The organism is Enterobacter sp. Li2LvB3 (genome assembly GCF_056156645.1).
The window spans coordinates 39,664-60,675 of the sequence record NZ_JBSICG010000013.1 but is presented as its reverse complement, the minus strand read 5'-3'; the positions used below and the strand labels follow the sequence as shown (position 1 = coordinate 60,675).

23 protein-coding genes are annotated in these 21,012 nt (G+C 54.1%); 10 read left to right on the top strand and 13 right to left on the bottom strand.

Translation table 11 applies throughout. The features are described from left to right. Nucleotides 1-18: 18 nt before the first annotated feature. Together panE and yajL are read left to right on the top strand one after the other, a co-directional pair. Nucleotides 19-930: a 2-dehydropantoate 2-reductase gene (panE, locus tag ACS603_RS12425; protein WP_182059822.1), complete on the top strand. Its 912-nt coding sequence runs from the start codon at nt 19-21 to the stop codon at nt 928-930. Next, nucleotides 893-1,486 carry a protein deglycase YajL gene (gene yajL, locus ACS603_RS12420; protein ID WP_182059821.1) on the top strand — a complete coding sequence of 198 codons (594 nt, stop codon included), beginning with the start codon at nt 893-895 and terminating at the stop codon, nt 1,484-1,486. Before panE ends, yajL begins: the two co-directional genes overlap by 38 nt. Nucleotides 1,487-1,606: 120 nt before the next feature. On the opposite strand, the gene thiI is transcribed toward yajL, so the two are convergent. Continuing rightward, nucleotides 1,607-3,055: a tRNA uracil 4-sulfurtransferase ThiI gene (gene thiI, locus ACS603_RS12415; protein ID WP_182059820.1), complete on the bottom strand. Its 1,449-nt coding sequence runs from the start codon at nt 3,053-3,055 to the stop codon at nt 1,607-1,609. A gap of 194 nt (nt 3,056-3,249) precedes the next feature. Here thiI and xseB point away from each other — a divergent pair, with 194 nt between their 5' ends. The 4 genes from xseB (at nt 3,250) to ACS603_RS12395 (ending at nt 7,320) form a co-directional block, all read left to right on the top strand. Then, nucleotides 3,250-3,492, top strand: coding sequence for an exodeoxyribonuclease VII small subunit (gene xseB / locus ACS603_RS12410; protein ID WP_474944367.1), 243 nt, complete (start codon nt 3,250-3,252; stop codon nt 3,490-3,492). Further along, nucleotides 3,493-4,392, top strand: coding sequence for a (2E,6E)-farnesyl diphosphate synthase (gene ispA / locus ACS603_RS12405; protein ID WP_182059819.1), 900 nt, complete (start codon nt 3,493-3,495; stop codon nt 4,390-4,392). Between the two features lie 24 nt (nt 4,393-4,416). Further along, on the top strand, nt 4,417-6,279 hold the full coding sequence (gene dxs / locus ACS603_RS12400; protein WP_182059818.1) for a 1-deoxy-D-xylulose-5-phosphate synthase: 1,863 nt from the start codon (nt 4,417-4,419) through the stop codon (nt 6,277-6,279). A 66-nt stretch (nt 6,280-6,345) separates the two neighbouring features. Continuing rightward, nucleotides 6,346-7,320 (top strand): aldo/keto reductase, encoded by a 975-nt coding sequence (locus ACS603_RS12395; protein ID WP_182059817.1) that lies wholly within the window; start codon nt 6,346-6,348, stop codon nt 7,318-7,320. Between the two features lie 42 nt (nt 7,321-7,362). Here the strand turns inward: ACS603_RS12395 and thiL are convergent, their stop codons facing one another. From thiL to nrdR, 5 genes are all read right to left on the bottom strand, one after another. Further along, nucleotides 7,363-8,334 (bottom strand): thiamine-phosphate kinase, encoded by a 972-nt coding sequence (thiL, locus tag ACS603_RS12390; protein ID WP_182059816.1) that lies wholly within the window; start codon nt 8,332-8,334, stop codon nt 7,363-7,365. Nucleotides 8,335-8,411: 77 nt separating this feature from the next. Continuing rightward, on the bottom strand, nt 8,412-8,831 hold the full coding sequence (gene nusB, locus ACS603_RS12385) for a transcription antitermination factor NusB (protein ID WP_014069107.1): 420 nt from the start codon (nt 8,829-8,831) through the stop codon (nt 8,412-8,414). Between the two features lie 21 nt (nt 8,832-8,852). Further along, the gene (gene ribH / locus ACS603_RS12380; protein WP_006176874.1) at nt 8,853-9,323 is read right to left on the bottom strand and encodes a 6,7-dimethyl-8-ribityllumazine synthase; all 471 of its coding nucleotides are present in this window, start codon (nt 9,321-9,323) and stop codon (nt 8,853-8,855) included. Between the two features lie 87 nt (nt 9,324-9,410). Further along, complete coding sequence (ribD, locus tag ACS603_RS12375; protein WP_182059815.1) at nt 9,411-10,514, bottom strand: bifunctional diaminohydroxyphosphoribosylaminopyrimidine deaminase/5-amino-6-(5-phosphoribosylamino)uracil reductase RibD; 1,104 nt, start codon at nt 10,512-10,514, stop codon at nt 9,411-9,413. A 4-nt stretch (nt 10,515-10,518) separates the two neighbouring features. Then, complete coding sequence (gene nrdR / locus ACS603_RS12370) at nt 10,519-10,968, bottom strand: transcriptional regulator NrdR (protein ID WP_014069105.1); 450 nt, start codon at nt 10,966-10,968, stop codon at nt 10,519-10,521. Nucleotides 10,969-11,120: 152 nt separating this feature from the next. Here nrdR and ACS603_RS12365 point away from each other — a divergent pair, with 152 nt between their 5' ends. Together ACS603_RS12365 and ACS603_RS12360 are read left to right on the top strand one after the other, a co-directional pair. Beyond that, on the top strand, nt 11,121-11,660 hold the full coding sequence (locus ACS603_RS12365; protein ID WP_014069104.1) for a SadB/YajI family lipoprotein: 540 nt from the start codon (nt 11,121-11,123) through the stop codon (nt 11,658-11,660). 268 nt (nt 11,661-11,928) lie between these two features. Continuing rightward, nucleotides 11,929-12,813 (top strand): nucleoside-specific channel-forming protein Tsx, encoded by an 885-nt coding sequence (locus ACS603_RS12360; protein WP_182059814.1) that lies wholly within the window; start codon nt 11,929-11,931, stop codon nt 12,811-12,813. Between the two features lie 119 nt (nt 12,814-12,932). Here the strand turns inward: ACS603_RS12360 and ACS603_RS12355 are convergent, their stop codons facing one another. The 7 genes from ACS603_RS12355 to queA form a co-directional block, all read right to left on the bottom strand. Beyond that, the gene (locus ACS603_RS12355; protein WP_182059813.1) at nt 12,933-13,613 is read right to left on the bottom strand and encodes a helix-turn-helix transcriptional regulator; all 681 of its coding nucleotides are present in this window, start codon (nt 13,611-13,613) and stop codon (nt 12,933-12,935) included. A gap of 14 nt (nt 13,614-13,627) precedes the next feature. Then, the gene (locus ACS603_RS12350) at nt 13,628-13,993 is read right to left on the bottom strand and encodes a VOC family protein (protein WP_182059812.1); all 366 of its coding nucleotides are present in this window, start codon (nt 13,991-13,993) and stop codon (nt 13,628-13,630) included. A gap of 142 nt (nt 13,994-14,135) precedes the next feature. Next, nucleotides 14,136-15,107 carry a protein translocase subunit SecF gene (gene secF / locus ACS603_RS12345; protein WP_182059811.1) on the bottom strand — a complete coding sequence of 324 codons (972 nt, stop codon included), beginning with the start codon at nt 15,105-15,107 and terminating at the stop codon, nt 14,136-14,138. 10 nt (nt 15,108-15,117) lie between these two features. Further along, nucleotides 15,118-16,965 carry a protein translocase subunit SecD gene (gene secD / locus ACS603_RS12340; protein WP_446492279.1) on the bottom strand — a complete coding sequence of 616 codons (1,848 nt, stop codon included), beginning with the start codon at nt 16,963-16,965 and terminating at the stop codon, nt 15,118-15,120. A gap of 27 nt (nt 16,966-16,992) precedes the next feature. Further along, complete coding sequence (yajC, locus tag ACS603_RS12335) at nt 16,993-17,325, bottom strand: preprotein translocase subunit YajC (protein WP_042320789.1); 333 nt, start codon at nt 17,323-17,325, stop codon at nt 16,993-16,995. A gap of 22 nt (nt 17,326-17,347) precedes the next feature. After that, nucleotides 17,348-18,475 carry a tRNA guanosine(34) transglycosylase Tgt gene (tgt, locus tag ACS603_RS12330; RefSeq protein WP_182059809.1) on the bottom strand — a complete coding sequence of 376 codons (1,128 nt, stop codon included), beginning with the start codon at nt 18,473-18,475 and terminating at the stop codon, nt 17,348-17,350. A 55-nt stretch (nt 18,476-18,530) separates the two neighbouring features. Next, on the bottom strand, nt 18,531-19,601 hold the full coding sequence (queA, locus tag ACS603_RS12325; RefSeq protein ID WP_182059808.1) for a tRNA preQ1(34) S-adenosylmethionine ribosyltransferase-isomerase QueA: 1,071 nt from the start codon (nt 19,599-19,601) through the stop codon (nt 18,531-18,533). A 92-nt stretch (nt 19,602-19,693) separates the two neighbouring features. Here queA and acpH point away from each other — a divergent pair, with 92 nt between their 5' ends. Next, on the top strand, nt 19,694-20,275 hold the full coding sequence (gene acpH, locus ACS603_RS12320; RefSeq protein ID WP_315688007.1) for an ACP phosphodiesterase: 582 nt from the start codon (nt 19,694-19,696) through the stop codon (nt 20,273-20,275). Nucleotides 20,276-20,402: 127 nt separating this feature from the next. Further along, nucleotides 20,403-21,005 (top strand): peroxiredoxin C, encoded by a 603-nt coding sequence (locus ACS603_RS12315; RefSeq protein ID WP_182059806.1) that lies wholly within the window; start codon nt 20,403-20,405, stop codon nt 21,003-21,005. Nucleotides 21,006-21,012: the final 7 nt, after the last annotated feature.

Here is a 21,012-nt window from a genome sequence, read left to right as displayed (position 1 = left end):
TGCAGGTGAGGAGGAACAATGAAAATTACAGTGCTTGGATGCGGAGCCCTTGGTCAACTATGGCTGACGGCACTATGCAAACACGGACACGAGGTACAAGGTTGGCTGCGTGTGCCCCAGCCCTACTGTAGTGTAAACCTGATAGATGAAGACGGAAGCATCTTTAACGAATCACTCACTGCAAACGATCCTGATTTCCTGGCGCAAAGCGACCTGTTGCTGGTCACGCTCAAAGCGTGGCAGGTATCGGATGCGGTGAAAACCCTCGCGGCTCAACTGCCCCCGACATCGCCCATCCTGCTGCTGCATAACGGCATGGGAACCATTGATGAGCTGAAAAGCATCCCGCAGCCGCTGCTGATGGCGACAACCACCCATGCCGCACGGCGTGATGGCAATATCATTGTGCATGTCGCCAGCGGCGTCACCCATATTGGCCCGGCTCGCGAACAGGATGGTGACTACAGTTATCTGGCTGACGTTCTGCAAAAGGTGCTGCCAGACGTCGCCTGGCACAACAACATTCGTCCTCAGCTGTGGCGCAAACTGGCGGTTAATTGCGTCATCAACCCGCTCACGGCGCTGTGGGATTGCCCTAACGGCGAGCTAAAAAACCATCTGCAAGAGGTCACAACCCTGTGTGCTGAAGTTGCCTCTGTTATCGAACGTGAAGGCTTACACACCTCGGCAGACGATTTACGCTATTATGTCGAGCAGGTTATTGATAGTACGGCAGAAAATATCTCTTCGATGTTGCAGGACGTTCGGGCGTTGCGCCACACCGAGATAGACTACATCACCGGCTATCTGTTAAAACGCGCCCGTGCGCACGGTATTGCCGTACCGGAAAACGCCCGCCTGTATGACCTGGTTAAACGTAAGGAGAGTGAGTATGAGCGCGTCGGCACTGGTATGCCTCGCCCCTGGTAGCGAAGAAATGGAAGCCGTCACCACCATCGACCTGATGGTGCGGGGCGGTATTAATGTCACCACCGCGAGCGTTGCCAGCGACGGTAACCTGGCTATCACCTGCTCACGTGGGGTGAAAATCCTCGCAGATGCCCCGCTGGTACAGGTGGCTGATGGTGATTATGACATTATCGTTCTGCCCGGCGGCCTGAAGGGAGCGGAGTGTTTTCGCGACAGCCCACTGCTCGTCGAAACGGTCAGGCAGTTTCATCTCTCTGGCCGTATCGTCGCCACAATTTGCGCCGCAGCCGGAACGGTGCTGGTTCCGCACGATATTTTCCCGATAGGCAATATGACCGGTTTCCCGACGCTGAAAGACCGTATCCCGGAAGACCAGTGGGTCGATAAACGCGTGGTCTGGGATCCGCGCGTCAATCTGCTCACCAGCCAGGGGCCGGGAACCGCGATTGATTTTGCGCTGAAGATTATTGACCTGCTGGTCGGGCGTGAAAAGGCATACGAGGTCGCGTCGTCGCTGGTCATGCCGGCGGGAATTTATAATTACTACGAAGCTTAGAGCGTAAAAAAGCCGGGTGGCGGCTACGCCTTACCCGGCCTACACGTGCTCATCTTTTCTCCCTCTCCCTGTGGGAGAGGGCCGGGGTGAGGGCATCAGGCCGCACTCCCCGGCAAAACGCTACGGGCGATACACCTTCACATTAGCAAAGCCCTGCTCGCGCAGATACAGCGCCTGCAAGCGGCTCATCACGCCACGCTCGCACCACAGCAGGTACGTTTTGCCCTTGTCGAGGTCGCCAAATTTCGTGCTCAGCTTGTAGAACGGCAGCGGCATCACCTCAACGCCTTCGACGTTCAACGGTTTAGCATCCTGTTCGTCGATGGAACGGATATCCAGGATCACATCGTTAGCGCCAAAACCGCTGACGGTTTCAACTTCAACCACGTCCTGTTCGGTCTGCTGTGCAATCTCACGGATATCGATGTTGGACGCTTCCGCCACCACCTTCTCCAGAATAGCGAAATCGAAGTTCTCTTCTTCCGCTTCAATCTTCGCTTTCACCGCCTTAACGGTTGGGCTTTTTGAGATAACGCCACAATATTCCGGCATGGTGCGGGCAAAATCTTCGGTGCCGATTTCGCGCGCCAGGTCGATGATGTGTTCTTTATCATGAGAGATAAGCGGGCGCAGGATCAGGGTATCAGACACATTATCGATAAGACGCAGGTTGGTCAGCGTCTGGCTGGACACCTGGCCCAGCGCTTCACCGGTTACCAGCGCCTGCACACCGTAACGCTCCGCCACTTTTGACGCTGCACGCACCATCATACGTTTCAGCACCACGCCCATCTGGCCGTCGTCCACTTTTTCGAGGATTTCGCCAACCACTGGCTCAAAGTTGATCGCCACAAAACGCACGCGGTGCGAGCTGCCGAAGCGGTTCCACAGGTAATGCGCCACCTGACGGACACCGATCTCATGCGCCGCGCCGCCCAGGTTAAAGAAGCAGTAGTGAACGCGACAGCCACGGCGCATCAGCATGTAGCTGGAAACACCGGAGTCAAAACCGCCGGAAATCAGGGACAACACATCTTCCTGCGTCCCGATCGGGAAACCACCGATACCTTCATAACGGCCTTTCACCAACAACAGGCGATCGTTTTCGATCTCCAGGTTAACGGTCACGTCCGGGTTAGTCAGGCGTACGCGCGCAGTCTCAACGTGCTGGTTCAGACCGCCGCCCACGTAACGTTCCACTTCAATGGAGCTAAATTCGTGTTTGCCACGGCGCTTCACGCGGACACAGAAGGTTTTACCTTCGATCTGGTCGCGATACTGCACCAGCGCTTTTTCGAAGATGTCGTGCATGTCGGTAAACGGGACATCTTCCACTTCAAGAATATGGTGGATCCCCGGAATACGGGTCAGCGCGTCGCGGATATCAAGACGCTTGTTTTCGTCTTTGGCGCGAACTTCAACGTGATCCCAGTGACGAACAACGGCCAGCGTTTCGTCATAATGCTTCAGAACGTTACGGATGTTCCCGGTCAAAATTTTAATAAAGCGCAAACGCACAGATTGGCTTTTGATAGTGATTTCAGGGAACAATTTAATGATAAACTTCATGGCGGCAATGTTTCTTAGGCAAGCTTATTAAGGCTTGTAATGGAAAAGTACAACAGCCCCTATACCGAAGGCTGTATCCAGGCGCGCAAGTATACCACTATCACGCGGCTCCTGTGCACATTGCGCGTTATTTGCTTATCCGCCCGAGTCCGTTACCATGACAGGGCAGAAAATATGAGAGTCAGACATTCACTATGCCGAAGAAAAATGACGCACCGGCCAGTTTCGAAACTGCGCTGAGTGAACTGGAGCAAATTGTAACCCGTCTTGAGAGTGGCGATCTGTCGCTGGAAGACGCACTCAACGAATTTGAACGTGGGGTGCAGCTTGCACGCCAGGGGCAGATTAAATTACAGCAGGCTGAACAACGCGTGCAGATCCTGCTCTCCGAAGCCGAAGACGCCGCGACAACACCTTTCACACCGGACGCCGAGTAAATGGATTTTTCCACACAGCTTCAGGCGTGCGTTGTGCGTGCCAACGATGCGTTGCGCCGTTTTATTGAGCCGCAGCCTTTTCAGAACACTCCACTGGTTGAGGCCATGCACTATGGCGCACTCTTGGGTGGAAAGCGCCTGCGCCCGTTCCTGGTCTACGCCACCGGAAAGATGTTTGGCATCAGTGAAAACACCCTGGATGCACCGGCTGCTGCCGTTGAATGCATCCATGCTTACTCGCTGATCCATGACGATTTGCCGGCCATGGACGACGACGATTTGCGTCGTGGTCAACCAACCTGCCACATCAAGTTTGGCGAAGCGAATGCCATTCTGGCGGGTGATGCCCTGCAAACGCTGGCGTTTTCGATTTTAAGCGATGCACCAATGGCCGAAGTGGCCGACCGCGATCGCCTGGCAATGGTTTCCGAGCTGGCAATGGCCAGTGGCGTTGCAGGGATGTGCGGCGGGCAAGCGCTGGATCTTGAGGCCGAAGGACGTCAGGTTAATCTGGAACAGCTTGAGCGTATTCACCGTCACAAAACGGGTGCCTTAATTCGCGCAGCCGTTCGTCTGGGTGCGCTGAGTGCGGGTGAACAGGGACGCAAAGCCCTGCCGATTCTGGACAGATACGCAGAAAGTATCGGTCTGGCGTTCCAGGTTCAGGATGACATTCTGGATGTGGTGGGCGATACTGCAACATTGGGTAAACGTCAGGGTGCCGATCAGCAGCTTGGCAAAAGCACCTATCCCGCCCTTCTGGGCCTTGAGCAAGCCCAACGTAAAGCCCGGGACCTGATTGATGATGCCCGCCAGTCACTGAATCAACTGGCCGCGCAATCACTGGATACCTCGGCACTGGAAGCGCTAGCGGACTATATAATCCAGCGTGATAAATAAACTGTATATCTCGATGAGCCTTTGATGAGTTTTGATATTGCCAAATACCCGACACTGGCGTTAGTTGACTCCACCCAGGAGTTGCGCCTGTTGCCGAAAGAGAGCCTGCCGAAATTGTGTGACGAACTGCGTCGCTACCTGCTCGACAGCGTTAGCCGCTCCAGCGGCCATTTCGCCTCCGGGCTTGGCACGGTTGAACTGACCGTGGCGCTGCATTACGTCTATAACACGCCGTTTGATCAGTTAATCTGGGACGTGGGTCACCAGGCATATCCGCACAAAATTCTGACTGGCCGTCGCGATAAGATTGGCACTATTCGCCAGAAAGGCGGCTTGCATCCGTTCCCGTGGCGCGGTGAGAGTGAATTCGACGTATTAAGCGTCGGCCACTCTTCTACCTCCATTTCTGCGGGTATCGGTATCGCTGTCGCTGCCGAAAAAGAGAACAAGCAGCGCCGCACTGTCTGCGTGATTGGTGACGGGGCGATCACCGCCGGTATGGCGTTTGAAGCCATGAACCATGCGGGTGATATCAAGCCGGACATGCTGGTTATTCTCAACGACAACGAGATGTCTATCTCTGAGAACGTTGGCGCGCTGAATAACCACCTGGCACAATTGCTCTCTGGCAAGCTCTACTCCACGCTTCGCGAAGGCGGTAAAAAAGTCTTCTCTGGCGTTCCGCCAATCAAAGAGCTGCTCAAGCGTACCGAAGAACATATCAAAGGCATGGTTGTGCCTGGCACGCTGTTTGAAGAACTGGGCTTTAACTATATCGGCCCGGTCGACGGCCACGACGTTCTGGGGCTGGTGTCCACGCTCAAGAACATGCGCGACCTGAAAGGCCCGCAGTTCCTGCACATCATGACCAAAAAAGGGCGTGGTTACGAACCTGCGGAAAAAGACCCGATTACCTTCCACGCGGTACCGAAATTTGACCCAACCAGCGGCTGCCTGCCAAAAAGCAGCGGCGGGATGCCGAGCTATTCAAAAATCTTCGGTGACTGGCTGTGCGAAACGGCGGCCAAAGATAACAAGCTAATGGCCATCACCCCGGCCATGCGCGAAGGCTCTGGCATGGTGGAATTTTCGAAAAAATACCCTGACCAGTATTTCGACGTCGCTATTGCAGAACAACACGCGGTGACGTTCGCGGCGGGGCTGGCGATCGGCGGCTACAAACCGGTTGTCGCGATTTACTCCACCTTCCTGCAACGCGCCTATGACCAGGTGATCCATGACGTCGCCATCCAGAAACTGCCGGTGCTGTTCGCTATCGACCGGGCAGGGATCGTAGGTGCCGACGGTCAAACGCACCAGGGGGCATTTGACCTCTCCTTCCTGCGCTGCATCCCGGACATGGTCATCATGACCCCAAGCGACGAAAACGAATGTCGCCAGATGTTGTTTACCGGCTACCACTATCAGGATGGCCCAAGTGCCGTTCGCTACCCGCGCGGTAACGCAGTGGGCGTGGAACTGCAACCGCTGGAAAAACTGACGATTGGCAAAGGTCTGGTGAAACGTCGCGGCGAAAAAGTGGCGATTCTGAACTTCGGTACACTGATGCCAGAAGCCGCTAAGGTTGCCGAAACGCTGAATGCCACCCTGGTAGATATGCGTTTTGTGAAGCCGCTTGATGAATCCCTGATCCTGAGCATGGCTGAAGCCCATGACGTGCTGGTGACGCTCGAAGAGAACGCCATTATGGGCGGTGCAGGTAGCGGCGTGAACGAGGTGCTGATGGCACACCGTAAAGCCGTGCCGGTTCTGAACCTCGGTTTGCCAGACCACTTTATCCCGCAAGGGACGCAAGACGAAGCCCGTGCAACCATCGGCCTTGATGCCGAAGGTATTGAAGCTAAAATCCGCACCTGGCTGGCCTAAGCCCTCCCCTTTCCGCTCCTGCTATGCTTAAAGGTAACGCTTTACGCAATCAGCAGGAGTGGAACCATGCGATACAATACATTAGGAAAAACAGACCTTAAGGTTTCCCGACTTTGTCTCGGCTGCATGACATTTGGCGAGCCTGACCGGGGAAATCACGCCTGGACACTGCCGGAAGAGAGCAGTCGTCTTATCATCAAACACGCCATCGACGGCGGCATTAACTTCTTTGACACCGCCAACAGTTACTCAGACGGCAGCAGCGAAGAGATAGTCGGGCGCGCCCTGCGTGACTTTGCCCGCCGCGATGACGTGGTGGTGGCGACCAAGGTCTTCCATAAGACCGGCGATTTACCAGAAGGGCTTTCACGCGGGCAGATCCTGCGTTCCATTGACGACAGCCTCAGACGCCTGAATATGGATTATGTCGATCTGCTGCAAATCCACCGCTGGGATTACAACACGCCTGTCGAAGAGACGCTGGAAGCGCTTAATGATGTGGTCAAAGCCGGTAAAGCACGTTACATCGGCGCCTCTTCCATGCACGCAGCCCAGTTTGCAACCGCGTTAAACCTTCAGGCACAGCACGGCTGGGCGCGCTTTGTCACCATGCAGGATCACTACAATCTGATTTATCGCGAAGAAGAGCGCGAAATGCTGCCGCTCTGTTATCAGGAGGGGGTGGCAGTTATTCCGTGGAGCCCGCTGGCTCGCGGACGTTTAACCCGCCCGTGGGGCGAAACCACAGCCCGTTCGGTGTCGGATGCATTTGGTAAAACCTTGTATGACGCCACTGAGGCCAGTGATGCCCTGATTGCCGAACGCCTGGCGGGAATAGCCGACGATACCGGAGCGACGCGAGCGCAGGTCGCGCTGGCGTGGTTACTGAGCAAACGTGGAGTTGCAGCACCGATAATTGGCACATCGCGTGAAGAGCAACTGGACGAGTTGCTCAATGCCGTGGATATAACCCTGACGCCGGAGCAGATTGCCGAGCTGGAAACGCCGTATGAACCGCATCCTGTGGTGGGATTTAAATAAATAAACGCCGGGTGGCGGCTTCGCCTTACCCGGCAAAAAAACTTACGCGAAGTGATCGTATCCTTTCCAGTCGAGCGCGACCGGTGCACCTTCGCGGACAAACTGCATCCCTTCACTTTCAGGAAGGATCTGCCCGATACAGGTATACGGCACACCCAGGTGACCCAGCACCACATCCAGCGTACCGCGATTCAGTTCCGGGACGGTAAAGCACAGCTCATAATCTTCACCACCGGACAGCGCCCAGCGCAGGGCCTGCTCGGGTTCAACATGGCGACGGATTTGCGCGGAAAGCGGGAACAGATCCAGATCAACACGCGCCCCTGTACCGCTGGCCTTCAGGATATGACCCAGATCGGAGATCAGCCCGTCAGAGAGATCGATAGCCGAGCTGGCGCGCTCGCGCAGGGCCTGGCCGTGAAGAATTCGCGGCGTTGGCCGCAGATGGCGTTTCATCAGATAGGCAGCGTCATCGGCATCGTCAACCGTTAAACGTTCCTGAAGAATAGCCAGCCCTGCGGCGCTATCGCCCGGCGTACCGGTTACGTAGATCCAGTCACCCGGTTTTGCTCCCGAGCGCTTAAGTGCTCGCCCAACAGGCACATAGCCGTGGATAGCCAGCGTCATCGACAGCGGTCCGCCGGTGGTATCACCGCCAATCAGCTGCATATCGTAGTAATTGAGTTGTTCAAACAGCGCATCGCTGAACGTTTCGAGCCAGGCTTCATCAACATTCGGCAGGGTTAATGCCAACGTTAGCCACGCAGGATCGGCGCCCATTGCCGCCAGATCGCTCACGTTCACCGCCAGCGCTTTATACGCCAGGTCAGCAGGATCGATATCAGGTAAGAAATGACGTCCGCACACTAAGGTGTCGGTGCTGATCGCCAGCGTCTGTTTTTCGGGAATATTGAGAAGTGCGCAGTCGTCGCCGATTCCAGTTTCAACATCAAGACGAGAGGTTCTGACTCGGTCGAAATAACGGGCAATAAGGGAAAATTCGCCACATGCCATGCGTTATGCCTCAGCAGATAAAAGAAAAAACCGGAGCCGCACTGCCGGCAAGGCAATGCGAAACTCCGGTTTGCGGATCACTTTTTGTGGGGACGGATCGCAGGTGCGGCTTTATCCAGCACGCCGTTTACAAATTTGTGGCTGTCTTCAGCACCGAAGGTTTTCGCCAGTTCGATAGCTTCGTTGATGGCCACTTTGTACGGCACATCATCACGTTTTGACAGCTCAAACAGCGCAATACGCAACACTGCTTTTTCAACCTGACCCAGCTCGTCGAGCAGACGAGACAGGTATGGCTTCATCAGACCATCGAGATACGCGCTATTAGTCGCCACTCCCGACAGCAGTTCACGGAAGTACAGAACATCAACGTCTTTCACGTCTTGCTCTGACAGGAACTGGTATTCAACATCAGCGATGTCGTTCTGGGACAACTGCCAGGAGTAAAGTGCCTGGACGGCACATTCACGGGCGCGGCGACGAGCAGCAGGTTTCACGGAATTCCCCTTACAAAAAAATCAGGCCTTGATGGCTTTCAATACATTGATCATCTCAAGCGCGGTCAGTGCAGCTTCTGCACCTTTATTACCGGCTTTGGTGCCAGCGCGTTCGATAGCTTGTTCAATACTTTCAGTGGTCAGCACGCCGAACGCGACAGGAATTTCAGCATCCTGCGCAACGTGTGCCAGACCATTGCTTGCACCACCCGCAACGTATTCGAAGTGCGCAGTGCCGCCACGAATAACAGTACCCAGTGCAATCACCGCGTCGTACTTACCGGTTTTTGCCAGCGCGCCTGCTGCCAGTGGCAGTTCGTAAGCACCTGGAACCCAAACAACGGTAATGTTGTCATCTTTAACCTGGCCGATACGTTTCAGGGCGTCAATCGCACCTTCCAGCAGGCTGTCGTTGATGAAGTTGTTGAAACGCGCAATGGTGATGGCGACGCGAGCGTCCGGGGTAGCTACAGCAGCTTCAATAATGTTCATACTCTTCCTTTACGGGTTCATTTGGCCCCGCAGGGGGGCGGATTTTATCATAATACTTTGCGCACTGCTTCCCTATTTCAGGAGCAATTACGCTGTCGTTAAATGGAGGCAGACATCCGGGCCAACCGGACGAATCTCGCTGAATTTGAGTTGTGGGGCATCGGCCAGTTTTTCAAGGCCTGGCAACACAAACAACCCGCGTGCAGCGTTTCCTAGCAGTTTAGGGGCAACGTAGACTATCAGTTCATCCACAAGCCCTGCCTGGAACAGCGCACCGGCAAGCGTTGGCCCCGCTTCCACCCAGATGCTGTTCACCTGTTGTTTGCCAAGCAGCATCATCAGCACCACTAAATCGAGATGCCCGTTGTGCTCCGGCACCATAATGCTACGAACACCTTCCGGCCAGCTGCGATCGTCTGCTTTGGTCCGGGCAAACCAGGTTTCGCCTGGCTGCTGGACGATGCGGTGCTCCGGCGTCACGCGATTCTGGCTATCAATCACAATACGCAGCGGCTGACGCAAATTTTCCTGCGGATAAAGCGCCTGAGTATCGGCATTCAGTTCATCCCAGCGAACAGTCATCGCCGGGTTGTCAGCCAAAACGGTTTCACTGCTGGTGAGGATAGCATGGCTTTGCGCACGCAGACGTTGCACATCGCGCCTTGCTTGCGGTGACGTTATCCACTGGCTTTCACCGTTAGCCATCGCCGTACGACCATCAAGCGAAGCGCCCAGCTTCAGCTGAATATATGGGAACCCCGTGCGCATACGCTTAAGGAAACCCTTATTAATGGCCTCGGCATCGTTCATCATCAGACCATGGCTGACGTCGATACCTTCTTGTTGGAGCCGGTAAAGGCCGCGCCCGGCAACCTGCGGATTGGGATCCTGCATCGCTGCGACCACCCGCGAAACGCCTGCTGCAATCAGGGCTTCGCAGCACGGTGGGGTACGCCCGTGGTGGCTGCAAGGCTCAAGGGTCACGTACGCTGTCGCGCCACGTGCCTTTTCACCCGCCATACGCAGGGCATGAACTTCAGCATGAGGCTCACCGGCGCGAAAATGGAAACCCTCACCGACAATCTCGCCATCTTTCACAATGACACAGCCGACATTCGGGTTGGGATGGGTGGTAAAACGCCCGCGCTGCGCCAGTTTCAGCGCTCGCGCCATGTAAATCTCATCCTGCATGAGCTTAATCCTGTAGGCGGGCGATCTCTTCGCCGAACTCTTTGATATCTTCGAAACTGCGGTACACAGAGGCGAAGCGGATGTACGCGACTTTATCGAGCTTTTTAAGCTGCTCCATCACCAGGTTGCCGATCATTTTACTCGGCACCTCGCGCTCCCCTAAACCACGAAGATAGGATTTAATATGATTTAACGCTGTTTCAACGTCATCTGCGCTGACTGGCCGTTTTTCCAGTGCTTTTAGCATCCCGCTGCGCAGTTTTTCTTCGTTGAATGGCTCACGCACGTCGTTGCTTTTCACCACGCGCGGCATCACAAGTTCAGCCACTTCGAAAGTGGTGAAACGTTCATTACACACCAGACATTGCCGACGACGGCGTACAGACGAGCCTTCGCCCACAAGACGAGAGTCGATTACTTTGGTATCCACAGCGGAGCAGAATGGGCAATGCATACGGTGTCCTGACTATCCGGTTAACTTTCCTCTATTTTACCCTGATCTGGGCTGACAACAAAGGAAGAGCTTTTTGAGACAAAGGATCTATACCTGGCGGTAAGATGCTGGCTACCATTACGGTAATCCGTTACTTCAAGGAAATTAACGCAATGACAAGACGTTACATAAGAATTTTCCTGGTGGGAAGTCTCTTCACACTGAGCGCCTGTGCACAGCAAACTGAAGTTCACGAAATGAAACAAAGCGTGAGCACGCTCAATTCAGCCATGGATAAGCTGAATAAGGAGACGGTGAAGATCACTCAGCAAAACGCGCTGAATGTGAAATCCACCAGCGGCGTTTATCTGCTGCCAGGGGCAAATACCCCTGCCCGACTCAATAGTCAGATTGGCACGCTGAAAATGTCGATGGTCAATGTGGCGGCCAATGCAGATGGTACTCGAGTAACATTGCGCATTCACGGTGAGTCCAACGATCCGCTGCCTGCATTTAGCGGCACCGTTGAGTGGGGTCAGATTCAGGGCACCACCGAGAGCTACCAGGAAGTGAACGTGAAGAACCAACTCTTCACGGCTCCCGCCAGTACACTGGCTCCGAGCGATGTTGATATTCCGCTCCAGCTGAGTGGTCTTACCCCGGATCAGTTAGGTTTTATCCGCATTCACGATATCCAGCCCGCCGCGCAATAACCCCCCTTTTCAGCGGAGTGCAATGTCACTCCGCTAACATTTACATTTCGTATAGATTGGCAACATAAATGTTTGCCGTTACAATCCCCGCCGTTTAAAGTACGCAAACGTGAACGCAATCGATTACGTACGTGAGAGATATGTGAAACAACACATATTTTTGTGAGCAAGGATTCCTATAATAGGCTCCGCAGAAACACGAAATATTTTGAAACGCAAATCGCGCATTTTTCACTCCCGGAAGGGAATTTCAATCAGTGGCATGATTATGAAAAAAACATTACTTGCAGCCGGCGCAGTGCTGGCACTTTCCTCTTCTTTCACTGCTAACGCAGCAGAAAACGATAAACCAGAATACGTTTCCGACTGGTGGCATCAGAGCGTAAACGTGGTAGGCAGCTACCACACCCGTTTCGGACCACAGCTCCGTAACGATACCTACCTGGAGTACGAAGCATTTGCCAAGAAAGACTGGTTTGATTTCTACGGCTATATGGATGCGCCGGTCTTCTTTGGTGGTAATACCGATGCAAAAGGTATCTGGAACCACGGCTCGCCGCTGTTCATGGAAATTGAACCACGCTTCTCCATCGATAAGCTGACCGGCACCAGCCTGGCGTTCGGTCCATTCAAAGAGTGGTACTTCGCAAACAACTACATCTACGACATGGGCCGCAACAAGTCCGGTCGTCAGAGCACCTGGTACATGGGTCTGGGTACGGACATCGACACTGGCCTGCCGATGAGCCTGTCCATGAACGTCTACGCGAAATACCAGTGGCAGAACTACGGTGCAGCGAACGAGAACGAGTGGGATGGCTACCGTTTCAAAGTGAAATACTTTGTGCCAATTACCCAGCTGTGGGGCGGCAACCTGAGCTACATCGGCTTCACCAACTTTGACTGGGGTTCAGACCTGGGCGACAACGACTTCCGTGATCTGAACGGTAAGAAAGCGCGTACCAACAACTCCATCGCTTCCAGCCACATCCTGGCGCTGAACTACGATCACTGGCACTACTCTGTTGTTGCGCGTTACTGGCACAACGGTGGTCAGTGGAACGACGACGCCAGCCTGAACTTCGGCGACGGCGACTTCAGCGTTCGTTCTACCGGTTGGGGTGGTTACCTGGTAGTAGGTTACAACTTCTAATCACTGCGGGATTGTACGGGCTGATGCCCTCACCCCTTCCCTCTCACACGGGAGAGGGTGCAAACGCAAAAAACGGCAACGTATGTTGCCGTTTTGCTTTAACCTCGCCACCCGGCTTTTTACTGCTTCACCTTCCTGAGAAAATCCGCCAGAGACCTGTCTGCACTCTCGCTAAAGCGTCTCTCCGTCGATGCAATATTCAAACACCTGTCGAGTCGGAAGCAGCGGTAGTCATCGCGCCTTTCACACCAGGCTGCCAGCAGCCAGCGTTCTCCCCAGAAGAACAGCCCCAGCGGCTGAACCTCTCGCTTTGAGAGCTGCCCGGCTTCATCCCGATAATGCAGTGCCAGAACCCGCTGGGCAGATATCGCCTGATGAATCACATCGAAGTGATTGCGGGAGTGGTTTTGCAGGGCAATATCCGGCGCATAAATGCGTGTCTGCTCTGCCTTGCGACGACTCTCTTCCGGCAGGATCGCCAGCACCTTTTCCTGGGCCGATTCCAGCTCACGCGACAGTGATTCCCCGCCCCAGGTTTTCAGCAGACGGATCGCCACCATCAATGCTTCAGACTCTTTGTTTGTCAGCATCAGCGGGGGTAAGTCGAAACCGGACATCAGACGATAACCACTCCCCGCCTCACCTTCCACCGGCACTCCAGAAAGGGAAAGGTCGCGGATATCGCGATAAACGGTTCTCTCAGAAACCCCGAGTCGCTCTGCCAGATGCGCTGCCGTCGTCAGACGCCTGCCCCGCAGGATCTGCACAATCTGAAATAAACGGTCAGCGCGTCGGGTCATAGTCTCTTTAGCTCTCAGGCGGGTTGATGAAGGCCAACCCGGTTACCTTCGCTGTCGGTAAACAGGGCAATTGTGCCGATACCACGTGGCAGCTCCAGCGGGCCAAACACACATTCTCCGCCCGCAGACGCGATTCTGTCGAGCGTGGCGGCCAGATTGTCAGTATGCAGATAAATAATAGCGCCCTGCTGTGAGGGTGTAATGCCATCAAATTTAGCCAGCGCGCCACCGGTCGCCGGATCGTCATGCGGGAACACCGCCAGCTCTGCACAATCCATTTTTTCGCGACGCAGCGCGACCTGCATTACCGGCTCGTAGAATTTGATGGCGCGATCCATATCCGCGACGGGAATTTCAAACCAGTTAATGACACTTTTCATACTTCCTCCTGCCTGTTGTTTGGGTTCAGAAGGAGTGTATGACAGCCCTCCTGACAGCATACTGTCAGGAGTGTTTGTCAGCAGCAGATAAAAAAAAATCCCGGCCAACAGACCGGGATTTTTTTATGCATAAGACAATGTCTTACGGCAGAATTGACGGTTGGTCCGCCCCTTCTTTTTCGACTTTCTGCTGGAGCAGGTGCTCACGTCTCATGCCAAGTTTCAGTGCCAGAGCGGATGCAACGTAAATAGACGAAGCAGTACCGATAGTCACACCAATCAGCATGGTCAATGAGAAGCCTTCCAGCACCGGGCCACCGAAGAGATACAGCATCAGGATAACCATCAAGGTTGTACCGGATGTGATCAACGTACGGTGCAGCGTCTGGGTCAACGACACGTTAAAGATTTCGTACGGCGTACCGCGACGGATCTTACGGAAGTTTTCACGAATACGGTCAGATACCACGATACTGTCGTTCAGTGAGTAACCGATAACGGACATCAGGGATGCCACGATAGTCAGGTCAATCTCAATGTGGAACAGCGACAGTACGCCCATGGTGATCACCACGTCGTGCGCCAGCGCGATAACCACGCCTGCCGCCAGGCGCCACTCGAAGCGGAAGCCAACGTAGATCAGGATGGAGATCAGCGCCACCATCAGCGCCATCGCACCGGTCTGCGCCAGGTCTGCACCTACGCTCGGGCCAACGAACTCAATACGCTTCACCGCCGCATTCTGGCTGGTCGATTCGTTAATTACATTAACGACCTTGCTACCCAGCTCCTGGCTGCCGTTGGCGTCGTGTACCGGAGGCATACGTACCATGATGTCGCGGCTGCTACCGAAATTCTGCAGCAACGGCTCTTCAAAGCCCGCCTTCTGCAGTGACAGGCGCATCTGGTCCATATCGACCGGTTTTTCCAGAGAGATTTCAATTACCGTACCGCCGGTAAAATCGAGCCCCCAGTTGAAGCCTTTCACGCCCATAATGGCGATGGAGACAATCAGCAAAAAACCTGAAATGCCGAAGGCCCAGTAGTCCCAGCGCATAAAGTCCCAGACTTTACGGCCGTGGTTCAATTGTTCAACAGTATATTCCTGTGCCACAACGCACTCCTCAGATAGACAGCTTTTTGACGCGCTTGCCGCCGTACAGCAGGTTCACGATGGCACGGGTGCCGACAATAGCGGTAAACATCGACGTTGCAACACCGATACCGGTTGTAATTGCAAAGCCTTTGATTGCGCCAGTACCCACTGCGTACAGGATAAGAACCTTAATCAGTGTTGTTACGTTCGCATCGAAGATGGAGCTGAAAGCACCTTTATAGCCTTCTTCAATCGCCTGCTGCACAGAGCGACCATTGCTCAACTCTTCTTTGATACGTTCGTTGATCAGTACGTTGGCGTCGACCGCCACCGCAAGGGTCAGAACGATACCCGCAATCCCCGGCATGGTCAGCGTCGCCCCCGGCAGCAGGGACATAATGCCGATGATCATCACCAGGTTCGCCAGCAGCGCGCTTGTCGCAATCAGACCAAACTTCTTATAGAAGAAGATCATGAACAGGATTGAAACAACAAGACCCGCCAGACACGCTTCCAGGCCCTGTTTGATGTTCTGCATACCCAGGGTTGGACCAATGGTACGTTCTTCAACAATCTGAATTGGCGCAATCAGCGCACCGGCACGCAGCAGCAGTGACAGCTGGCGGGCTTCATTCGGGTTGTTAATACCGGTGATACGGAAGCTGTTACCCAGACGAGACTGGATATTGGCGATGTTAATCACCTCTTCCTCTTTCACCAGCACTGCACGGCCATTCGCATCTTTCTTACCGCTGTCTTTGTACTCCACGAACAAGGTCGCCATCGGTTTACCGATATTGTCCTTGGTGAAGTTAGACATGATGTTACCACCTGCGCTATCCAGCGAGATGTTAACCTGCGGCTGGTTGTATTCATCCTGGCTTGAAGTGGAGTCGGTGATATGGTCACCGGTCAGGATCACGCGTTTGTACAGCACAACTGGCTGGCCTTCACGTGTCTGTTTCACTTCAGAGTCGCCCGGAATACGGCCCGCAGCAGCAGCGGACTGATCGACGTTAGAGTTAACCAGACGGAACTCAAGCGTTGCAGTCGCACCCAGAATCTCTTTCGCTCGCGCAGTATCCTGGATACCCGGCAGTTCAACCACAATACGGTCAGCACCCTGACGCTGTACCAGTGGTTCAGCCACACCCAGTTGGTTTACACGGTTACGCAGAATGTTGATGTTCTGCTGAACCGCGTATTCACGCGCTTCGCTCAGACGCGCATCCGTCATCACGGCACGCAGCTGGTTGCTGCCCTGAGAGGTAATAACCAGGTCACGGTGACGTTGAGACAGGTAAGTTACAGCCTGGTCGCGTGCCGCGCTGTCGCGGAACGTGATGCTCATGCCGTAGTTATCTTCTTTACGCACAGTGGTATACGCGATGCCTTTATCACGCAGATCGCTGCGCAGGCTATCGATATTCTGTTCCTGCAATTTGCCCAGTGCGGTGTCCATATCCACTTCCATCAGGAAGTGAACACCACCACGCAGGTCAAGACCTAGCTTCATTGGCTCTGCATTAAGTGCAGCCAGCCAACGCGGGGTTGCAGGAGCAAGGTTAAGCGCCACGACATATTTATCACCCAGCACGCCCATCAGCGCTTCACGAGCGCGGAGCTGCGTGTCGGTGGTGTCGAAGCGAGCAAGAATAGCGCCCTCTTCCAGTGCCACAGACTTAGCGGTAATTTTTTCTTCTTGTAACGTTTTCTGGACCTGGATCAGCGTTTGCTCACTGGCGGCGACACCGCGCGCGCCAGTGATTTGAACGGCCGGATCCTCACCATACAGGTTGGGAAGCGCGTACAGCAGGCCGACGAGAATCACGACGACCAGCATGATGTACTTCCACAAAGGATAACGGTTTAACACGGCAGTTCCCTTTGGGAAAAGTTGGGATTACAGCGCCTTCATGGTGCCTTTCGGCAGAACGGCAGCTACGAAGTCACGTTTGATAACCACTTCAGTGGTGTCGTTCAGGGCGATAGCAATGTAGCCGCTTTCAGCTACTTTGGTCACGCGACCCACCAGGCCACCGTTGGTCAGCACTTCATCGCCTTTCGCGATAGAGTTCATCAGGTTTTTGTGCTCTTTGGTGCGCTTCTGCTGTGGACGCAGGATCATGAAATAGAAGATCAGACCGAACACAACCAGCATCAGAATCAGAGACATTGGGCTGCCCTGAGAAGGCGCGCCAGTTGCTGCTACCGCATCAGAAATAAAAAAGCTCATTCAAATTCCCTCATTATTAAAATTAATCAACGTTCAAAGGTGGAACATCCCGACCCTGACGTTGGTAGAAATCGGTCACGAAGCTCTCTAATTTACCCTCTTCAATAGCCTTACGTAAACCAGCCATTAAGCGCTGATAATAACGAAGATTATGAATGGTATTGAGACGCGCGCCCAAAATCTCGTTGCAACGATCGAGATGATGCAAATACGCGCGGGAATAATTGCGACAGGTATAGCAATCGCACTCAGAATCGAGCGGGCTGGTGTCACTCTTATGCTTCGCGTTACGGATTTTCACCACGCCATCGGTAACAAACAGATGACCGTTACGCGCGTTACGGGTTGGCATTACGCAGTCGAACATATCAATGCCGCGGCGCACACCTTCAACCAGATCTTCTGGTTTACCCACACCCATCAGGTAACGTGGTTTATCTGCTGGTATTTGCGGGCAGACATGTTCAAGAATGCGATGCATGTCTTCCTTCGGCTCACCTACAGCCAAACCGCCGACAGCGTAGCCATCAAAACCTATCTCTACCAGACCTTTAACAGAGATATCGCGTAAATCTTCGTAAACACTGCCCTGGATAATGCCGAACAGCGCGTTTTTGTTCTCGAGAGAGTCAAAACGGTCGCGGCTACGCTGCGCCCAACGCAGAGACATCTCCATGGAACGTTTCGCGTAATCCCAGTCCGCCGGGTATGGCGTACATTCGTCGAAGATCATCACGATGTCGGAACCGAGATCGTACTGAATCTCCATCGATTTTTCAGGATCGAGGAAAATCGGATCGCCGTTGATCGGGTTACGGAAGTGAACGCCCTGCTCAGTTATTTTGCGGATATCACCCAGGCTGAAGACCTGGAAACCGCCGGAATCGGTGAGGATTGGTCCTTTCCACTGCATGAAGTCATGCAGGTCGCCGTGCAGCTTCATGATCTCCTGACCAGGACGCAGCCACAGGTGGAAGGTATTGCCGAGAATAATCTGTGCGCCAGTGGCTTCAACTTCTTCCGGCGTCATCCCTTTTACGGTGCCGTAGGTGCCCACAGGCATAAATGCGGGGGTTTCCACCACGCCGCGATCAAACACCAGGCGACCGCGACGCGCGCGGCCATCGGTGGTATCGAGTTCAAATTTCATTTTTATTCCTCTGTGCCAGAAAAACAGTCCGACACATTATTCTGGTGCCGCGGACTTATTCCCCGACACGCTCATTCAAAGCCTGCGGATTGTACGTGATAAACATCGCGTCCCCGTAGCTAAAAAAGCGATATTTTTGTTCTACCGCAGACTTGTATGCGTTCATCGTATTCTGATACCCCGCAAAGGCGGAAACCAGCATAATCAACGTTGATTCAGGGAGATGGAAGTTGGTCACCAGAGCATCAATCACGTTGTACTGGTAGCCCGGGTAAATAAAGATTTGCGTATCGCCAAAGAACGGCTCAATCAGGTCATTTTTGGCAGCCTGCGCGGCGCTCTCCAGCGAGCGTACGGAGGTTGTACCGACAGCAATCACGCGGCTGCCGCGGGCTTTCGCCGCCAGCACTGCCTCAACAACATCCTGCGGCACTTCAGCATATTCGGAGTGCATGATGTGGTCTTCGATGCTGTCGACACGTACCGGCTGGAAAGTCCCCGCGCCCACGTGCAGCGTCACGAACGCCATCTCAACGCCTTTTGCGCGCAGTTTTTCAAGCAATGGGTCGTCAAAGTGCAGGCCAGCCGTCGGTGCGGCTACCGCGCCAGGTTTCTGGCTGTAGACGGTCTGGTAAAGCTCGCGGTCTGCCTCTTCGTCCGGGCGCTCAATGTACGGCGGCAGCGGCATGTGGCCGATGGTGTTCAGGATGTCGAGCACCGTGCGTTCGTCATTAAACTCCACTTCAAACAGCGCATCGTGACGCGCGGTCATGGTCGCTTTAATGCTCTCATCGTCACCCAGCAGCAGTTCCGCACCCGGCTTCGGCGCTTTAGAGGCGCGAATATGTGCCAGAATACGTTTATCATCGAGCATACGTTCGACCAGCACTTCAATCTTGCCGCCACTGGCTTTACGGCCAAACAGACGCGCCGGGATCACGCGGGTATTGTTAAAGACCAGCAGGTCGCCAGGGTTGAGCTTGTCGAGCAAATCGGTGAAAGTACCGTGCGTCAGCGCGCCCGTTGGCCCGTCCAGTGACAGCAAGCGACAGCTGCTGCGCTCAGGCATTGGATAGTGAGCAATCAGGGATTCAGGTAGTTCAAAGGAAAAATCGGCGACGCGCATGACGTATACTCGTGACTTAAAAACAGGCGGCATAGTCTAGTGCTCACACTCTTTTGCTGCAACAACTAGCCGCTACCGGACAAATAAAACGCATGAATTTTCTCGCTCACCTGCATCTCGCTCATCTCGCTGACAGCTCTCTTTCCGGCAATTTGCTGGCCGATTTTGTCCGCGGTAACCCTGCCGAGAACTATTCCCCTGAGATAGTCGACGGGATTTTTATGCACCGCCGTATCGACGTGCTGACGGATAATCTGCCCGAAGTGACGGAAGCCAAAACGTGGTTCCGCCCCGAAACGCGCCGCGTTGCGCCAATTACGCTGGATGTGATGTGGGACCATTTTCTGTCGCGCCACTGGGCGCAACTCTCGCCAGAGATGCCATTACCGGAGTTTGTGCGCTATGCCCATCAGCAGGTGTCGATCATTTTGCCCGACTCACCGCCGCGCTTTGTGAACCTGAATAACTACCTGTGGTCTGAACGCTGGCTTGAGCGCTATCGCGAGATGGACTTTATCCAGAATGTATTGAACGGTATGGCGAGCCGTCGCCCGCGCCTGGATGCGCTGCGTGATTCCTGGCATGACCTGGACGAGCATTACGATGCGCTGGAAACGCGTTTCTGGCAGTTTTACCCGCGCATGATGGCTCAAGCCAAAAGTAAGCAACTTTAATTAAAGAATGATTGATAGGCGAAAGCTTGTGGAACGATTGTCACCACCTCTTTGTCTTATTAGCGGACACTCTCTATACTGGCCCGCGTTGCGTTCCAAATAACCTTAGTATCTACAGGAGAATCATATGGTTCTGGTAACTCGTCCGGCTCCGGATTTTACAGCTGCAGCAGTTCTGGGCAACGGTGAAATCGTTGAAAACTTCAACTTCAAACAGCACACCAACGGTAAAGCGACCGTTCTGTTCTTCTGGCCAATGGACTTCACTTTCGTTTGCCCGTCTGAGCTGATCGCGTTCGACAAACGTTACGAAGAATTCCAGAAGCGTGGCGTAGAAGTTGTTGGCGTCTCCTTCGACTCTGAATTTGTACACAACGCATGGCGTAACACCCCTGTCGACAACGGCGGCATCGGTGCGGTGAAATACGCAATGGTTGCGGACATCAAACGCGAAATCCAGCAGGCTTACGGTATCGAACATCCGGACGCTGGCGTTGCACTGCGTGGCTCCTTCCTGATCGATGCGAACGGCATCGTTCGTCACCAGGTGGTGAACGATCTGCCACTGGGTCGTAACATCGACGAAATGCTGCGTATGGTTGACGCGCTGCAATTCCACGAAGAGCACGGCGAAGTGTGCCCGGCTCAGTGGGAAAAAGGGAAAGAAGGTATGGCTGCATCTCCAGAAGGTGTTGCTAAGTACCTGGCAGAGAACGTATCCAGCCTGTAATTGGCAC

Bases quoted from the DNA above. Each gene is read 5' to 3' on its own strand.
- panE (WP_182059822.1), top strand. From the start codon at position 19: ATGAAAATTACAGTGCTTGGATGCGGAGCCCTTGGTCAACTATGGCTG.
- yajL (WP_182059821.1), top strand. From the start codon at position 893: ATGAGCGCGTCGGCACTGGTATGCCTCGCCCCTGGTAGCGAAGAAATG.
- thiI (WP_182059820.1), bottom strand. From the start codon at position 3,055: ATGAAGTTTATCATTAAATTGTTCCCTGAAATCACTATCAAAAGCCAA.
- xseB (WP_474944367.1), top strand. From the start codon at position 3,250: ATGCCGAAGAAAAATGACGCACCGGCCAGTTTCGAAACTGCGCTGAGT.
- ispA (WP_182059819.1), top strand. From the start codon at position 3,493: ATGGATTTTTCCACACAGCTTCAGGCGTGCGTTGTGCGTGCCAACGAT.
- dxs (WP_182059818.1), top strand. From the start codon at position 4,417: ATGAGTTTTGATATTGCCAAATACCCGACACTGGCGTTAGTTGACTCC.
- ACS603_RS12395 (WP_182059817.1), top strand. From the start codon at position 6,346: ATGCGATACAATACATTAGGAAAAACAGACCTTAAGGTTTCCCGACTT.
- thiL (WP_182059816.1), bottom strand. From the start codon at position 8,334: ATGGCATGTGGCGAATTTTCCCTTATTGCCCGTTATTTCGACCGAGTC.
- ribH (WP_006176874.1), bottom strand. From the start codon at position 9,323: ATGAACATTATTGAAGCTGCTGTAGCTACCCCGGACGCTCGCGTCGCC.
- ribD (WP_182059815.1), bottom strand. From the start codon at position 10,514: ATGCAGGATGAGATTTACATGGCGCGAGCGCTGAAACTGGCGCAGCGC.
- nrdR (WP_014069105.1), bottom strand. From the start codon at position 10,968: ATGCATTGCCCATTCTGCTCCGCTGTGGATACCAAAGTAATCGACTCT.
- ACS603_RS12365 (WP_014069104.1), top strand. From the start codon at position 11,121: ATGACAAGACGTTACATAAGAATTTTCCTGGTGGGAAGTCTCTTCACA.
- ACS603_RS12360 (WP_182059814.1), top strand. From the start codon at position 11,929: ATGAAAAAAACATTACTTGCAGCCGGCGCAGTGCTGGCACTTTCCTCT.
- ACS603_RS12355 (WP_182059813.1), bottom strand. From the start codon at position 13,613: ATGACCCGACGCGCTGACCGTTTATTTCAGATTGTGCAGATCCTGCGG.
- ACS603_RS12350 (WP_182059812.1), bottom strand. From the start codon at position 13,993: ATGAAAAGTGTCATTAACTGGTTTGAAATTCCCGTCGCGGATATGGAT.
- yajC (WP_042320789.1), bottom strand. From the start codon at position 17,325: ATGAGCTTTTTTATTTCTGATGCGGTAGCAGCAACTGGCGCGCCTTCT.
- tgt (WP_182059809.1), bottom strand. From the start codon at position 18,475: ATGAAATTTGAACTCGATACCACCGATGGCCGCGCGCGTCGCGGTCGC.
- queA (WP_182059808.1), bottom strand. From the start codon at position 19,601: ATGCGCGTCGCCGATTTTTCCTTTGAACTACCTGAATCCCTGATTGCT.
- acpH (WP_315688007.1), top strand. From the start codon at position 19,694: ATGAATTTTCTCGCTCACCTGCATCTCGCTCATCTCGCTGACAGCTCT.
- ACS603_RS12315 (WP_182059806.1), top strand. From the start codon at position 20,403: ATGGTTCTGGTAACTCGTCCGGCTCCGGATTTTACAGCTGCAGCAGTT.